Consider the following 16,577-nt stretch of genomic DNA (forward strand, 5'->3'; position numbering starts at 1 on the left):
ATTCACCCCCAAAGACAACTGTCAATAATTTTATAGGTTTTAAAAAATGGATTCACACAAGGTTTTTGTAAATCGAATTATAAATATGAAAAAAATTAAACTGATTGGTTTGGATATGGACCACACCTTAATTCGGTATAATTCGAAGAATTTTGAGTCATTGGTTTACGACCTGATTAAAGAAAGGCTGGTAGAGAATTTTCATTACCCTGAAGAAATTAAAAAGTTCAAATTTAATTTTAATGATGCCATCCGTGGTTTGGTTATTGATAGTAAAAATGGCAACATATTAAAACTGAGTCGATACGGAGCTATTAGACTAAGTTACCATGGCACGAAACAAATTAGCTTTGGCGACCAAAAAAAAATTTATCGAAGTATTTATGTTGATTTAGGGGATCCTAATTACATGGCAATAGATACTTCTTTTTCCATAGCGTTTTGTGTTTTATATGGGCAATTGGTTGATTTAAAAGATATTTATCCCGAACAAATGCCTACCTATCAAACAATGGCCCAGGATGTGCAATATTGTGTAGATAAAGTACATTCTGATGGCAGCTTAAAAAATATTATTATTAAAAACTTAAAAAAATATGTGATTAGAGAAAAGGCAGTCGTCGATGGATTGAAACATTTTATTCGATATGGGAAAAAAATATTTATTTTGACCAACTCTGAATATTCATACTCCAAATTGTTGTTGGACTATTCATTGTCACCTTTTCTTAATAAAGGGGAAACTTGGCAAGATTTATTTGAATACATTATTACCTTAGCGAATAAACCCCGTTTCTTTTATGATAATTTAAGATTTTTATCGATTAATCCTGAAAATGGGATGATGGTTAATCTTAGTGGTCAAATAGCTCCTGGTGTTTACCAAGGAGGTAATGCCAAAAAATTTACTGAAGATTTAGGTGTGGGTGGAGATGAAATTCTCTATATAGGGGATCATATTTATGGTGACATATTACGATTGAAAAAAGATTGTAACTGGCGTACGGCTTTGGTTGTTGAAGAACTGGGTGAGGAAATTGCATCTCAGATAAAGGCTTTGCCAATTGAAGAGAAAATCGCTGAAACCATGAATATTAAAAAAGAATTGGAACAAAAATATGTTGATCTCTGCACCAGAAGCATTGATGAAGATTCTCAAAAATATGATCAGGAAATTCATGATTTGCAATTGCAAATATCCACGGTGGATTTACAAATTTCAAGGTTGTTACAAGAGCAAAGCGGTTTTTATAATCCAAAATGGGAAAGAGTCTTTAGGGCAGGAGCTGAGGAAAGTTATTTTGCATACCAGGTGGATAGGTTTGCGTGCATTTACATGGAAAAATTATCTGATTTGTTAGAACATTCTCCTATTACCTATTTTCGGGCAAACAGACGATTATTGGCTCATGATATAGAAATTTAATTTTTTAGAAAAAACTCGGTTGGCTTACGCAAAGCAGATCGAGGCAAAAAATTTAATGAGTGAGTTTAAATCGGTTAATTGACTGAATTAAAAGCACTCTCTAACGAAGAAATTGGGGTATTGCGTGAGATCCTGTGGATATGTATGGAGCTTGTGCCTTATGAAAGGCACAAGATTCTTAATCAGGTACAGGAATCGGGCGAGAAGGAGTAATATTCATTCCTAGCACTGTTACCTTGTGGCGAGGTATGTGCAAAGGAACACGATCTTTATCTCGTAAAATACTGGATATACTGTAACGAAGAGTGCCTACTTGACTGTTTGGTGCCCTCTCATAACTCATATCATGTAACCATACTCCAAGTCGTTTTACATGATGATCCTTACATGGATAGCGTAGTTCCCATGCCGTCAATACAGGAATGGCGTAATCATAAGGCACGTTTTCTATGACATGTTCTTGAGTGATTACGTCGCCTCCCAGCTCCCCACAATTACCATAATCCTCTTTAGGAATGATAATAAAGGGAGGTTGCTTGGTTTCAACACCACGACCAGCAAGGATACTCACCGCTGATCCAAAACGAAAATCACGTTTGGTGCTGTTGTCTTTGAAAATACCTTGTGTTTCCCAACTCACAAAACGTGAAGCCTGGCTATTAGTCACATTAGGCGGAGGGCCACTCCATGTCCGGCCGGCTTGCAAAAAAGTATCACTATGATCGAGGTTATAGGCAATTTGTAAAAGATGATGGTCTGCTTGGTTAAATCCTTCTTCCCAACCATAAACAAATCCTCTTGGTAACACAGCCGCTTTTACATCGCGAGAAAGAAAGTCATTATTGAGAAAGCCGGCTGCCGAAACCAGGGCAACATGCTCATGCTCGTTATAAAAAGAAAAAGTAGTATTATCACGACTACCTAAAACTCGTGCGTCGATCCGATCACGGTTCCAGGCGACTACTGTATAATAATAACACCAGCGATATCCGTCATCGAAATTTTTATCTCTTAAAAGACCTACCGCTTCCCAGGTCAATCGCGTTCCAACTCGCTGTGGGCTTCTAATGATGGAAGCCACACGACCAATATGGTGATCGCTACTTAAATACCGGGTATCCCAACCGTTGAGAAAAACAGTCGCATCCGTGGCATAGTCTGGTAAATCATAACTGCCTTGTAATGAAATGGCATTTTCACTTCCAGAACGATTTGATTCCCCACAATCCGACCCATCAATAACTTGAATGGTTCCTACATCTTCCAAAGCGGTGGTTCTGAATTGAGAAATGGGATGTACTGAAATGGTTTTGGTTAATTCTGGTATATTGACTTTGCCTTGTTGGGCTTGGGATAAAGAGGAAGTAAAGAGTGAAAAAAGAATAAGAAAAGTTATTCCCTTAGCAAAACGAATTATTGAAATCATTCTTCAAGACCTCCAGTCTATCTTAGTGAATCTGACTATAAATTAAAAGCAGAGGAAAATAAATCTATTAAAATAGAAATAATTATGATACTTAGCCTTATTGGCTCAATTTATTACAGCCATCTGAATAGGTACTTAGGTTATTTTGCAATATTTTCAAACTTAATATTTTCTTAATACAATCATTGTAAAATATTGGGCCAAGTATTAAAGTGAGATTAAGAGCAAGGAACTACAATGACAAAAGTTGTTATTTACACTGATTTTGATGGTACCGTGACCAGAAGACCAGGGAGTCAAGCAGTATTTACAGAATTTTATCAATCGCTGTTGCAAGGTTATAAAGAAAAAGTAGAGCAGGATTACAAACACACGCCGATGAAAGATCCGAAAGAAGTTCAGTCATTATTCGAAGCAAAATTTGGAAAATACGACGAACACTTTGATCATACTCAACAAGACGTCGATTTTCTTATGACTCCTGATGCCGTCGAATTTTTTCATAAATTATTAAAAAATGATGATGTGACAGTAAATATTGTTACTAAAAACAGGGTTGAATACATTAAAGCGCTTTTCAAATATCATGGCTTTTCTGAAAAGGAAATTAATCAATTAACAATTTTGGACTCAGGGTATAAATTTGATGATGTGAACTCCCAGCTTGGTCAGCAAAAAGATAAAGCAAGTCGTGTCTATATTCTTGACGACAGTGAAGCAGATTATAGCGAAATGCTGCGTGCTGCCAAAGGCAAGGGATATGGTGAAGAAGAAATTCGTGGGTATAATCTGCAGCCTGGACAATTTAAATGGACCCAATATTTAAAAGATATTGAGGAAATTGCCTCGCCTAAAGTGAAGCAAAAAGAGGATGAACTATTGGTGCATAGTGAAGATGACGTTCAGCATCTTCAAGCAAGACCTTTATCGGATTCATCATCTCATAATCGTAATTTTAAGATAATGGGATCTTTTTCTGGTATTGGGTTTATAGCCGGTTTTGTATTAGGTATTACTTTAGTTGCTACTGGTGTTTTTGCTCCATTTGGCCTTGGTATATTAGGTGCCTTGGCTCTTGGCTCTCTAATCGGTATTGCCGGCGGGGCACTGTCGGGCGCTGTTGGATTTGGGGTTGCTAAAGGCACTGAATCTCAGTCTGCTACAAGTAAAGATGAGAGTTCAGTTGCTAATGAAAGCAGTCATGGAACCATGAGAGCACTAGGTGGTTCATTGACACAAGATACCAAAAATTCTCCTCCTACAGCGCATTTCCCTGGTGTTCTATCAAAGCCGAGTTCAGCGAAAGGCAACACTCATCAAGAAGAAAGTGAGTTAGGTAAACCATTTACTAAATAATGGTTCTTCTAGCTGGCCGGATAAAAGATTGATTGCATCAATCCCAGTTTATTCGGCCATTTCAACAGGTTTATTTCGCCAGACTTTTCCCGGAATTTTTAAAATAATTCCAGAAGGATTAGATTTTACCCTAATGTCAAAGTATGATTTTGAAAAAAGTCTAATGAGTTATACTTCTACTTAACAAATTACGAAAGGATAAACAAAAAATGAACAGTTTGCCAAATTGTCCTAAATGTCATTCTGAATACAGTTATGAGGATGGAAACGTATTTATTTGTCCCGAATGCATGCATGAATGGCCAAAAAATATTCATGAAAATAGTGAAGAAGCTGTTCGAATAATCAAAGATGCCAATGGAAACCTGCTTCAGGATGGAGATACAGTAACAGTTATTAAAGATTTAAAAGTGAAAGGCTCTTCTCAGGTTGTTAAGGTAGGCACTAAAGTAAAAAATATCCGATTAGTAGAAGGTGACCATGATATCGATTGTAAAATTGATGGAATTGGTGCTATGAAATTAAAGTCCCAATTTGTTAAAAAAATTTAATATAAAACAAACTGAAAATTTTAACCTAATTAATTTTCTTTTCTTAAGTTTTTCTTAAGGTTTGCGCAGTATACTTCTTTCGTAGTTTAAAGGGAGCAGTGATGCGTGTATTAATTGTCGAGGACAATGCTTTCAATGCATTTTGTTTACGCCGGTTGTTGGAGTCGGTTGTTACATCAATTTCTGTGACTATTGTTAATAATAGTCAAGCAGCCTTATCATTTATGAATAATTATTGCCCTGATATTGTCGTTATGGATGGCGATCTGGGTGCTAGCAACGATGAAGTGAATTGCAATGGTCCTGAGCTTGCAGGAATTCTAATGCAAAAATACCCTCAGCTTCCAATTATAGCCTGGTCCGATTCTGATATCATGCGAGAAGACTTTATTCAGGTCTTTAAAAATTATGGCAGGCTTTTGAACGAATACAATACCTGGACCAAAGTAATTGGCTTGGAGCGTATTTACAAAACATGGACCTATTATTTTGGTGAATTTATGAGCTGTCAAAATTCAGCTTTTGCAAGCCAGACATCGGTTAGTTATTATTAAATACAAGGCGTTAAATTAAGGGATCTTCTAGTTATCTTAATGAGCATCATCCCAATTTAACCCCGTACCAATAGAAACAACGAGAGGTACGGATAATTTTACAGTTTGTTCCATCAGTTTATGGATAATGTCTGTGCATTCTTCAATCGCTTCTTTGCGGACTTCAAATACTAATTCATCGTGTACTTGCATAATCATTTGTGCAAGCGGATTCTTTTGAGAGCGCTCCCAATTAGCTATGGCCAACATTGCTTTTTTAATAATATCAGCAGCAGTACCCTGCATAGGGCCATTGATGGCCGTGCGTTCAGCCGCTTTTTGCCTCATTATATTGCGTGAATTAATTTCAGGTAAGTAGAGACGACGACCAAACAAAGTTTCAACATAGCCAAGTTGATGAGCCTGCTTACGGGTGCGCTCCATGTATTCGAGTACTTTAGGGTAACGTTGGAAGTAAGTATCAATATAAAGCTGGGCATCCTGGCGTTCTACACCAATTTGTTTCGCTAAGCCAAAGGCAGACATACCATAAATCAAACCAAAATTTACTGCTTTCGCTCTCCTTCTTTGTTCTTTAGTGACATTCTCCAGATTGGTTTGAAAAATTTCGCTGGCTGTTGCTGCATGAATGTCCCAACCATGAGCAAATGCTCGCAAAAGATTGTCGTCCTGGGATAAATGAGCCATTATACGTAGTTCAATTTGCGAATAATCAGCCGCCATAATCAGACTTCCTGAAGGAGCTATGAAAGCAGTACGAATAAGCCTTCCTTCTTCACTACGTATGGGGATGTTTTGTAAATTGGGGTCACTGGAAGACAAGCGCCCTGTTGCCGCAACTGCTTGATTATAAGATGTGTGTACTCTATGCGTTTTGGGGTTAATTTTTTTAGGTAACGCATCAATATAGGTACTGACTAATTTTGATAAACTTCGGTATTCCAGAATGACTGCGGGCAGTCGATAGTCAAAAGCCAATTCTTGCAAGACCGATTCAGCAGTTGAGGGTTGTCCTGTGGGTGTTTTTGCCACGACAGGAAGCTTTTGTTCATCGAATAAAATTTCTTGCAATTGCTTGGGGGAGTTAAGGTTAAATGGTCTTCCAGCTAATTGTAATGCTTCATCTTCCAAAGCTTTCATTTGTTCTTTTAAGCGATTACCATGGCGCTTCAGTGTATCTGGGTCAATTAATACCCCATGCATTTCCATATCGGCAAGAACAGTCACTAAAGGAACTTCTATGTCACCTAAGACATCGCGCAATGATTTATCCATCATGGGAAAAAGTTTATGATGCAGGCGTAAGGTAATGTCTGCGTCTTCAGCAGCATAAATTCCTGCCTTGTTTACAGAAATTTGATCAAAGCGAAGCTGTTTTGCTCCTTTTCCGGCAACTTCTTCATAACTTATCGTTTTATAACCCAAATATTTTAAAGCTAATGAATCCATGTCATGTCGTCCGGCACCACTGTTGAGGACGTAGGATTCCAGCATGGTGTCATAGGCAATACCTTTTAACGTAATGTCATGACCTTTTAGTACACTATAATCGTATTTAATATTCTGCCCTATTTTTCCTATCTCCGGGTTTTCTAAAATGGGCTTTAATGCGGTTAAAACTTCTTCTCGAACCAGTTGTTTACTGCCGTCTTTGTGTGCAAGAGGAATGTATGCTGCTTTTTCTTCTTCAATGGCCAGAGAAATCCCTACCAGTTCAGCCCGCATAACATCAAGGTCAGTTGTTTCAGTATCTATACAGAATTGCTTACATTGTTCTAGCTTGTTAAGCCAAAAGTTTAATTGTTGATTGGTAGTGACAATTTCATAGGAATTGGTATTACCATTCTCTTTTTCAGTTTGTGATTTTTGATTTTCTTCTTGCGATAATAATTCTTTAAGCCAAGATTTAAATTCCAACTCACGAGTGAGTTCAATTAATTGATCTTTATCAGCCGGATTAGGAGTTAATTGGTTTAAATTGAGTGGCAAGTCCAAATCAGTTTTAATCGTTACCAATTTCTTTGAGAGTGGCAAATGAGGAATACTCTCACGTAAATACTCCCCGACTTTGCCACCGATATCATCGGCATGTGACATTAAATTATCGAGGGTTTGATATTCTGTAAGCCATTTTACAGCGGTCTTGGGACCACACTTTGTTACACCAGGGATGTTATCCACTGTATCCCCAATGAGCGTCAGATAGTCAATGATTTGCTCAGGTGACACGCCAAACTTTTCTTTGACGCCATTAATATCCATGCTGTAATTGCTCATGGTATTGATAAGAGAAACATGTTCATTGACGAGTTGTGCCATGTCTTTATCGCTGGTCGATACCACAACAGGTATTCCTTTGTCAGTCGCTTGTGTTGCTAAAGTACCGATCACATCATCCGCTTCGACTCCATCGATGATCAGTAAAGGTAAACCCATCGCTTGCAACAATTGGATTAGGGGCTGAAATTGAGAACTTAATTCTTGGGGCATGGGTGGTCTGTGTGCTTTATATTCCGGGTACCATTCATCTCTAAATGTTTTACCTTTGGCATCAAAAACAACGGCAATTTCTTCTGGCTGATAATCTTTGATTATTTTTTTGATCATATTGGCCACCCCATAAATTGCGCCAGTGGGCTGACCTTTGGAGTTTGTCAATGGAGGAAGTGCATGAAACGCTCTAAAGAAGTAGGAAGAGCCATCAATTAGAATCAATGGTGGCTTCATAGTCACTCCACCTCTTTAATGTCTAATTTTTTATTAATGACAGCCACTTGCTCAGTGAGTGATTTAATATTTTTTCGTATTAATGGTATACGATTTATTGATAATTCATGTTTAATAGCAATATCTTTGGGTTTCGCAGGATTACCAAGATATACCATTCCTTTCTTTAAGTGTTTGCGTGGAGGTACACCTGTGCGTGCCCCTAATATAACCTCATCCTCAATGCGCACGTGATCACTTACACCAACGTTGGCAGCAAAGATGACATTATTGCCCGTAGTAGTACTGCCAGCAATGCCAGTAAATGCACAAATAATGTTATGTTTACCTAATTTGACAGAATGAGCAATTTGTACCAAATTATCAATTTTGGTACCCTCTCCTATCACTGTTGCACCTAATGTTGCCTTGTCAATCGCTGTGTTAGCGCCTATTTCAACATCGTTTTCGATAACTACATGTCCAGAATGAGGTACTTTGAGATGTTGTCCGTCAACAAAAGTATAACCAAACCCATCGGAACCAATTACGGTAGAGGCATGGATAGTGACATTTGAACCAATTTGACAGTTGTCATAAATAGTCACTTGCGGATGAATGATTGTATGGTTTCCAACGACTACATTATGTCCAATATGGATATGGCTTTTAAGCACCGAATGGTTGCCAATAATGCTTCCTGATTCAATGACCACGTATGGTCCAATATAGACTTGGTCGCCCAATCGGACGTTTTCACCAATCACAGCAGTGGGATGTATTCCTGGAGTGATTTTTTTTTGTGGGTAAAAATGGTTGAGTAATGCAATAAATGCCTTAAAAGGATTTTGTACCTGAATTAATGGTTTTTTAGAATCAATAATAGCTTGACTAACTAAAATAGCAGCGGCTTCAGAATTTTCAGCCAGTTTAAAATTCTCTTCACCATCAGCAAAAATTAATGCTCCAGGAATGATATTATCTATTGGCGATAAAGTTGAAACAGTAATGGAATCATTACCTATTACAGTCCCTTGAACTAAGTTTGCTATATCACAAAGTGAAGTGTTCATTGATTTACCTTTTAATTCCGCAAAATAGACCGATTATATACCTGTTACCTTTCATTTTCGAGCGAATTGTTTTCATTCAAATTGCTCTAAGTTTAATAGACTTCTTCGGCAACTCTACTGTGGCGGTGAATTGCTTCATCGAATTGTCAATGCACCCTAGAAAAATAGGATTTTTTAGGGTATAAAATCAAATAACTACTATTAAAATCAGTTCAAAACCTGCGAAAATCAGGAAGACTGATTCATAATCAAAGGAATGGGATATGCTAAAAAAAATATTGCTCTCTGGTTTTGGTGTTTTATTTAGTATGAATCTTTCTGCTTCAGAACCAATTTACGATGAAGAAATTCCTTTGCTTTGGTCTTCCATTATTACAGTAAGTGGTGGTCCCTCTTGGGCAACTCCCGGACAAAACCAGTATATTTATCCGTTTTCCCCAGTTTATATTATTAATTTTAACCCTAATTTACCGCCAAATTATTATCTCTATTTTACAAGTGATTCTCCAACCACTATCTTAGCCAATGGCGAGGTGTTTTTTGGGTTGCAGCGTGCGCTTAATCCCAGCATCATCGGACAATTAGGTTTAGGCGTGGCTGGAGTAAGTGATGCCAAGATAACTGGTGATGTCAATCTTAATGGCCTCCTCAATGTATATACTTATGATTATAAAGTGAATCATGCGCGAGTAGAGCTTAAAGGTAAGCTGATAGGGAGTGCGTATACACCGGTGCAACCGTATCTTAGTGGTAGTTTTGGTATAGCATTTAATAATGCCCATGACTACAGAACTCTTTCTATAAACCAATTTTTATTTCCTGCGCCATGGTTCGCATCCAACACAACTTATGCATTTGCTTATAGTGTTGGGGCTGGGGTACAAAAGATGCTGAATCGCAACTGGCAGGTTGGTGTTGGCTATGAATTTGCTGATTTAGGAAAAAGTTATTTGGGTGGAGATGGAGTGAATATTACCAAAGGGCCAAGACTGACCCATTTGTATAACAATCAATTACTGTTTAGCATCAGTTACTTATATTCTTAACTAATATATTTACGCAGAACTAATGCGGCGTTTGCTCCACCGAAAGCGAAATGGTTCGATAACGCAATATCAATTGTTTTTTCTCGAGCTACATTAGGTACGTAATCCAGATCACAGGCAGGGTCTGGAGTATGGAGATTAATGGTTGGTAACAAGATATTTTTTTGCAAACTGAGAGTTGTTGCGATAATCTCCATCGCTCCTGCCGCTCCAATACTATGCCCAGTCATGGCTTTTTGAGCTGTAATAGGAATATCGTGAGCCTTTTTGCCAAAAACCTTTTTTATTGTTTCTGTTTCAGTGCTGTCGTTTAGCTGGGTTCCTGTGCCATGTGCATTGATATAATGGATGTCGTTAACAGACAGCTTGGCATCATTTAAAGCAGCAAAAATAGCCCTTGCTTGTCCTTGTGAGTTGGGGGCTGTTACATGAAATGCATCACAGCTGGCTCCGAAGCCGATGATTTCTCCAAGGATTTCTGCCCCTCTTGCTTTGGCTTGTTGTAACTCTTCAAGAATTAATATTCCAGCGCCGTCGGCCATTACCATCCCATCTCGATTGAGATCAAACGGACGACTAGCTTGTGAGGGGTTTTCATTGTTTGTGGACATGACCCTTAACTTACACCAAGCTGCCATAACAGATTCCCAGACTAACGATTCTGTTCCACCACAAATTGCCGTTGTTAAATTACCATGGGCTATTTGCTGATAGGCCATGCCTATTGCTTCCCCAGAGGAAACACAGGCATTGGAAATGGTAGAGTTTTGCCCACCAATACCGAAAGCGATTGCGATATGATTGGCTACTGAATTAGGCATTCCTCGGATGACGCTGAGAGGAGGAATTTTTTTCCAACTATCGGTAAAAAATGCTCTGTAGCCTACTTCTAATTCAGGTTGGCCACCGATGCTTGTTCCAATAAAGGTGCCTGCCGTATCCAAATCGACTTGATTAAGTCCGGCTTGCTCTATGGCATGATGTGCACAAAATAATGCGTATTGAGCGGCTCGAGGGTAACGTTTGCTTTTATTGAATTCAGGGAGATGGTCAAGAGATAAGTCAGTAATTTCTCCTGCTATTTGGGTAGAATATGGTGATGGATCATAAGATTGGATGCGCCTAATCCCACATTGACCTTGGCATGCAGCAAGCCAAAATTTATCAATTCCCGTCCCTATGGATGACGTTATTTCCATACCAGTAATAACAACCCTTTTTTTCATTAATTATCCTTATTTTTGATAAAATATGCCTTCCCCTATCGCCATTCGCAATACTAATAGTGAGGTTTAAATTATGTCAAGCCATATTTATAATATGTAATTGTAAATAAAGAATAAGGCCCTTATTTTTCAAGTTTACCCAGATTAATTGTCCAATAATCACAAGCATTTTGGATATGAAATCCTAGTTGAATATACAGATTTAATGCTTTTTTATTATGAGTTTCAACATCAAGATCAACTCGAGATTTGCCTTCACTCAATATCATATTGATGCAATAGGCAATTAGGGCAGAACCATACCCTTTCCCTTGTTCTCTGGGCAATATAGCAATATCAGACAAGGTTGCTCTTTTTGATTGCCAGCGAATGTGTGCTTTACCTATGGGATGGTTATTTAATAAGGTTATTACAATTTCATATTCTCTTTCATTGAGTATTTGCTGAAATCGATTAGCCAAATCTTGATTTTTATCAGGAAAGCAGACTTCATCTAAGGCGCATAATATTGGAATATCATCAAGAGTCGCCATGCGAAAAGACAATGAGCGATTATAATCAAGTATAGGATTTAAATCATCTCGTTCCATGAAATACTCACTATGGAGATAAGTAAAACCTTTATCAGCCAACCATTTATCATTGAGGCGAGAGGGACATGAAAAAATTAAATTAAAGTAGTTTTGGGATTTAATTAAAGGTAATGCGGCTTGCATTAATTGTTTGGCCACCCCTTGCTTTCGATATTGCGGGTTAACTAGCACAGCGACTTCTACGGCATCGTCATAAAAGAAATAGACACTTAAAAAACCAATTAAAATGCCATTTTGATAATAAAGGAAATTTGTGGGAAGAGAACGGTGTTGTTTTAATATATGTATATAGAGATTAGGGATGCTGCCATCGTTTTTTTTACACTCCGATCTCAACTCTTTTAAGTCTTTTAGTTGAATTTCGTCTAGTTGGTTAACTTGATTAATCATGGTTGTTTTAGTAAAAAAATTAATAATTAGTATTTCTAAGATTAGCGTGTTTTCACATGAATTGCTTATTCTTTTTTAAAAAAGCGATTAAGACATTTCATAAACAGACATTGGGTTTAATTAATTTCAGAATTTTTTTTATCACTCCAAACTTCCTGAACTCGGGCATCCCGACCGCAACGATATCGATAATACTTATACCGGATAGGATTTTTTCTATAATAATTTTGGTGATATTCCTCTGCTGGATAAAAGGCAGTGGATGGAACAATTTCAGTATAAACTGTAGGAAATTTCTGTTCTAACTTTTTTTTGTATTCTATAGCAATTTTCTTTTGTTCATTATCTAAATAAAAAATGGCACTACGGTACTGACGTCCATGATCGCAAAACTGTGCGTTCTTTGTAATGGGATCAATGTGCTTGAAAAAATAGTCAACTAATTGATTGTAGGTTAGTTTATTAGTATCAAATAGTACCATTACGGATTCAGCATAGTTAGTATTTCCTGCAGAAACCTGCGCATAGGTTGGATTCTTAAGGGTATCTCCATCGAATCCCGATGTGGTTGATATAACTCCGGGTAGATGATCAAAATCAGATTCCATACACCAAAAACACCCACCAGCAAAAATAGCTTTTTCTGTTTTTGCAAAACCAAATGTCGTATTGGCGAATAGTAGAAAGCACAAAATAATACGGTACATAATCACCTCGTATATGAATTATGAAAATTATACAAGATTTTACTGCTGAGTCAGCATTTTAAATCAGAATAAGAACAATCAAAATAAAAAGAAGTAGAGAGTTTGAGTGTGTTTTGCTATTTTTTGGTTTGAAGTGACAGCTCACATTTTTTAAACTCCAAGAGCCTTATCAAAGCGGTTAAGCAGACTAAAAAACAAAATACAACCGCAAAAAAATTGAAATGGCTGGGAAATAATGTCATAAAAATAAAAAAAATAAACGCCTCAGCCCGCTCCATTAGGCCAGGACTGTAATAAAAACTTTTATGAGAATTGTTGTCAGCAAAAATACCAACGACCAGAAAACTTGTAATGCAAAGTAAAATACTGCCTAACATTAAAATAACTAAAGTGGCTCGATGTTGTGGATCAAAAAGATACAGAGCAAAAACGGTAGAGAACTCTACAATTCTATCCATTACTATATCCATAACGGATCCAAAATTAGACGATTTATTTTGAAAACGAGCTAAAGAACCGTCGAGGGTATCCAGATATCCTGAAATTAATAGAAAACTAATAGCAAAAAAGGGTTTGTCTAATAAAACAAAAGGGACAAATAATAAGCCAAATACCCCTGATAGCCAGGTAATTGATAAGGGTGTTATCCGATGACTTAAATTGGGTAGAATGGGATCTACCAATACAAGCTGATAATAATGTCGTAACGATTGTTCAAGCATAATATTCGCTGCCTTTGAGCCAACCATGGATTGATGGCAGTAGTTTGGCTAATTAAATACTACTAGAGTAATAAATTAAAGGAACTTATGTCCACAGCAATTTTTTGGTTTAGACAAGATCTTCGATGTGATGATAACCCAGCTCTTGCTCTTGCTTGTAAAAATCATCAAAAGCTAATTCTTGTTTATGTTAAAGAACCAAATCCAGTTTTGCCCATGGGAAGCGCACAACAATGGTGGCTATTTCATTCCCTGCAATCTTTAAAAAACAAATTAAAACGGGTTCAATTGGATTTGCATTTTTTGGAAGGCGATCCACTTTATTTATTTAAAGATTTGATCGCAAAACATTCAGTTCAAGTGATCTATTGGAACAGATGTTATGAACCAGCACATATTCATAGAGATCAACTCATCAAAGATGATCTAAAGAGATACGGGGTTCAGACTGTCAGTTGTAATAGCAGTTTATTGAACGAACCTTGGGAAGTATTAAATCAAAGTGGTAGCTATTTTAAAGTATTCACACCTTACTGGCAGCAATGCCTACGTCAATTTGAAGTGAAACCAATTCAACAAATCAATAAGTGGCCTGAAAATTTAGTGATTCAATCCTCATCACTTGAACATTGGAATTTGATACCAAAACAACCTGATTGGGCTTATGAGTTTTCAAAATATTGGCAGCCTGGAGAAGAGGGTGCAAAAAGGAAATTACACAATTTTTTCGAATTTCATTTGCAAAGATATAATGAATTACGTAATGCTCCAGCGTTATCATGGACGTCAAAATTATCACCACATCTACATTTTGGCGAAATGAGCCCTCAGCAAATTTGGATATTAGTTCAGGAGGCTATGCAGCAACCAGGCTGTGATCTTATGTCGGCACAAAAATTTTTAACAGAGCTGGGTTGGAGGGAGTTCTCTTATTATTTGCTATATCATTATCCCAATTTAACAGATACCAATTTTAACAGGACATTTGACTATTTTCCCTGGCAAGACAATGATTTGGCTCTACAGCGTTGGCAACAGGGGTTAACCGGTTATCCTATTGTGGATGCCGGTATGCGTGAGTTATGGCGTACCGGTTATATGCATAATAGAGTAAGAATGATCGTGGCTTCTTTTTTAACTAAAGATTTAATGATTGACTGGCGTAAGGGCGCATCCTGGTTTTGGGATACTCTACTGGATGCCGACTTGGCTAACAATTGTATGAATTGGCAATGGGTAGCAGGTTGTGGTCCTGACGCGGCGCCCTATTATAGAGTTTTTAATCCCATTCTTCAGGGAGAAAAATTTGATCCTGAAGGAGAGTATGTCAGGCATTGGCTACCAGAGCTGATGTTTGTTTCAACGGAGTGGATTCATAAACCCTGGTTAGCTCCCCAAAGCTCTTTATCATTGATTTTAGGAAAAGATTACCCTCTACCTATAGTTGAGCATTCCAGTGCTCGAAAAATTGCTCTTGCAGCATATCAGGGATTAAAAGCAAGCACTCGATCAGCTAATCAAAAAGAAAACTACAAAAACAAGACTTAAAACAATAATTAAAGGATTAAGTTTTTGACGGGTAAATAATTTGAGAAGAGTATACAGAATAATTCCCAAACCAATCCCGTCTGCTATCGACCAGGTGAATGGTATCATCATGATCGTCACCATACAGGGTGCGGTTTCAGTTATGTCTTGTAATTTCATATTGGTAACCTGCTTTATCATGCAACAGGCTACATAAAGCAATGCAGGTCCTACTGCAAAGCTTGGAATCATTTTGGCAAGTGGAAAAAAGAACAGTATCAGAATAAATCCTGCTGCAATCACCAAAGCAGTCAATCCAGTTCTTCCACCAGCTTCAATTCCGGTTGCTGATTCAATATAAGGTGAAGTACTGGCTGAGCCCAGCAGACCTGCCAGGGAAGACGCTGCCGCATCTGCAGTTAAGCTTTGGCTTAGACGTTTATAGTAATTTTTTTGTTGTTTGAAAATGGTTGGATTAAGCAAGCCAATTAATGATCCAGTAGCATCAAATACTGCAATTAGAAAAAAGGCAAAAATTGTTTTTAAAGCTACGATACTGGAAAGACCCGAAAAATCCAACTTCATAAAGGTAGGTTCTAGTGAAGGAGGCAGGGCAATCAGTCCTTGCCAGCTTGTTAAACCCAGCACCAAGCTTAAAACACTTATGCTTAGTATTCCAATGATTATGGCACCTGGAACTTGATAGTAATCCAGAGTAAGGATAAGGATAAATCCCAGGAAAAATAAACCTGTTTCAGGTCTAATGATATCCCCCAGTTGTATTAAATTATGTTGATTACTAATAATGATTTGATTATTTTGTAAAGCAATTAATGCTATTAACAAGCTGATGCCTATTACAATTGCTATTTGTAAATTATGCGGGATCGCTTCAATTAAAAGCCGTCTTAATCTGGTCAGGGTAAAAAACAGGAAAAGCAAGCCTGAAATGAAAACCATGGCCAAGGCGTTTTGCCAGTCAATTTTCATTCCTTGGACTACACTGTAGGAAAAATAAATATTTAAAGCCACACTAGGTGCTACTCCTATTGGAGTATTGGCTATAAGTCCTGTTAATGTACAGGCAAAAGCTGTTATTAAACAAGTAGCAGTAAACACCGCACCTTGATCCATTCCTGCATTATGTAGAATCTTTGGATTGACAAAGGCAATATAGACCATTGTAAGGAAGGTAGTAACACCAGCAAGTATTTCGGTGCGCAAAGAGGTATCTTTGAGAAAATAGGATTTTAAAGTGGTCATAAATTAAGGAA

At 37.5% G+C, this 16,577-nt stretch carries 14 protein-coding genes; 6 read left to right on the forward strand and 8 right to left on the reverse strand.

Features of this window, described 5'->3' with window-relative positions:
- Nucleotides 1–46 precede the first annotated feature (46 nt).
- On the forward strand, nt 47–1,426 hold the full coding sequence (locus ACZ5EK_RS00535; protein WP_464430853.1) for an HAD-IG family 5'-nucleotidase: 1,380 nt from the start codon (nt 47–49) through the stop codon (nt 1,424–1,426).
- Between the two features lie 178 nt (nt 1,427–1,604).
- On the opposite strand, the gene ACZ5EK_RS00540 is transcribed toward ACZ5EK_RS00535, so the two are convergent.
- On the reverse strand, nt 1,605–2,852 hold the full coding sequence (locus ACZ5EK_RS00540) for a hypothetical protein (RefSeq protein ID WP_464430854.1): 1,248 nt from the start codon (nt 2,850–2,852) through the stop codon (nt 1,605–1,607).
- Nucleotides 2,853–3,089: 237 nt separating this feature from the next.
- Here ACZ5EK_RS00540 and ACZ5EK_RS00545 point away from each other — a divergent pair, with 237 nt between their 5' ends.
- From ACZ5EK_RS00545 to ACZ5EK_RS00555, 3 genes are all read left to right on the forward strand, one after another.
- Nucleotides 3,090–4,208, forward strand: coding sequence for a DUF1700 domain-containing protein (locus tag ACZ5EK_RS00545; RefSeq protein ID WP_464430855.1), 1,119 nt, complete (start codon nt 3,090–3,092; stop codon nt 4,206–4,208).
- A gap of 209 nt (nt 4,209–4,417) precedes the next feature.
- On the forward strand, nt 4,418–4,759 hold the full coding sequence (locus ACZ5EK_RS00550; protein ID WP_464430856.1) for a zinc ribbon domain-containing protein YjdM: 342 nt from the start codon (nt 4,418–4,420) through the stop codon (nt 4,757–4,759).
- Nucleotides 4,760–4,860: 101 nt separating this feature from the next.
- Nucleotides 4,861–5,313 carry a response regulator gene (locus ACZ5EK_RS00555; RefSeq protein WP_464430857.1) on the forward strand — a complete coding sequence of 151 codons (453 nt, stop codon included), beginning with the start codon at nt 4,861–4,863 and terminating at the stop codon, nt 5,311–5,313.
- A 36-nt stretch (nt 5,314–5,349) separates the two neighbouring features.
- On the opposite strand, the gene polA is transcribed toward ACZ5EK_RS00555, so the two are convergent.
- Together polA and lpxD are read right to left on the reverse strand one after the other, a co-directional pair.
- The gene (gene polA / locus ACZ5EK_RS00560; RefSeq protein WP_464430858.1) at nt 5,350–8,040 is read right to left on the reverse strand and encodes a DNA polymerase I; all 2,691 of its coding nucleotides are present in this window, start codon (nt 8,038–8,040) and stop codon (nt 5,350–5,352) included.
- 2 nt (nt 8,041–8,042) lie between these two features.
- Nucleotides 8,043–9,092: a UDP-3-O-(3-hydroxymyristoyl)glucosamine N-acyltransferase gene (gene lpxD, locus ACZ5EK_RS00565; protein ID WP_464430859.1), complete on the reverse strand. Its 1,050-nt coding sequence runs from the start codon at nt 9,090–9,092 to the stop codon at nt 8,043–8,045.
- Between the two features lie 263 nt (nt 9,093–9,355).
- Between lpxD and ACZ5EK_RS00570 the strand changes: the two genes are divergently transcribed.
- A complete protein-coding gene (locus ACZ5EK_RS00570) occupies nt 9,356–10,138 on the forward strand; it encodes an outer membrane protein (protein WP_464426032.1) in 783 nt (260 codons plus the stop codon).
- On the opposite strand, the gene ACZ5EK_RS00575 is transcribed toward ACZ5EK_RS00570, so the two are convergent.
- From ACZ5EK_RS00575 to ACZ5EK_RS00590, 4 genes are all read right to left on the reverse strand, one after another.
- Nucleotides 10,135–11,364, reverse strand: a complete 1,230-nt coding sequence (locus ACZ5EK_RS00575; protein ID WP_464430860.1) for a beta-ketoacyl-[acyl-carrier-protein] synthase family protein — start codon at nt 11,362–11,364, stop codon at nt 10,135–10,137. The genes ACZ5EK_RS00570 and ACZ5EK_RS00575 overlap by 4 nt on opposite strands.
- Nucleotides 11,365–11,486: 122 nt before the next feature.
- Nucleotides 11,487–12,347 carry a GNAT family N-acetyltransferase gene (locus ACZ5EK_RS00580; protein ID WP_464430861.1) on the reverse strand — a complete coding sequence of 287 codons (861 nt, stop codon included), beginning with the start codon at nt 12,345–12,347 and terminating at the stop codon, nt 11,487–11,489.
- 116 nt (nt 12,348–12,463) lie between these two features.
- Complete coding sequence (gene msrA / locus ACZ5EK_RS00585) at nt 12,464–13,054, reverse strand: peptide-methionine (S)-S-oxide reductase MsrA (RefSeq protein ID WP_464430862.1); 591 nt, start codon at nt 13,052–13,054, stop codon at nt 12,464–12,466.
- 116 nt (nt 13,055–13,170) lie between these two features.
- The gene (locus ACZ5EK_RS00590; protein WP_464430863.1) at nt 13,171–13,776 is read right to left on the reverse strand and encodes a CDP-alcohol phosphatidyltransferase family protein; all 606 of its coding nucleotides are present in this window, start codon (nt 13,774–13,776) and stop codon (nt 13,171–13,173) included.
- An 87-nt stretch (nt 13,777–13,863) separates the two neighbouring features.
- On the opposite strand from ACZ5EK_RS00590, the gene ACZ5EK_RS00595 reads away from it, so the two are divergent.
- Nucleotides 13,864–15,324, forward strand: a complete 1,461-nt coding sequence (locus ACZ5EK_RS00595) for a cryptochrome/photolyase family protein (RefSeq protein WP_464430864.1) — start codon at nt 13,864–13,866, stop codon at nt 15,322–15,324.
- On the opposite strand, the gene ACZ5EK_RS00600 is transcribed toward ACZ5EK_RS00595, so the two are convergent.
- On the reverse strand, nt 15,286–16,566 hold the full coding sequence (locus tag ACZ5EK_RS00600; protein ID WP_464430865.1) for an NCS2 family permease: 1,281 nt from the start codon (nt 16,564–16,566) through the stop codon (nt 15,286–15,288). The genes ACZ5EK_RS00595 and ACZ5EK_RS00600 overlap by 39 nt on opposite strands.
- Nucleotides 16,567–16,577 lie beyond the last annotated feature (11 nt).

It is taken from the genome of Legionella sp. JM-2024 (assembly GCF_055389095.1).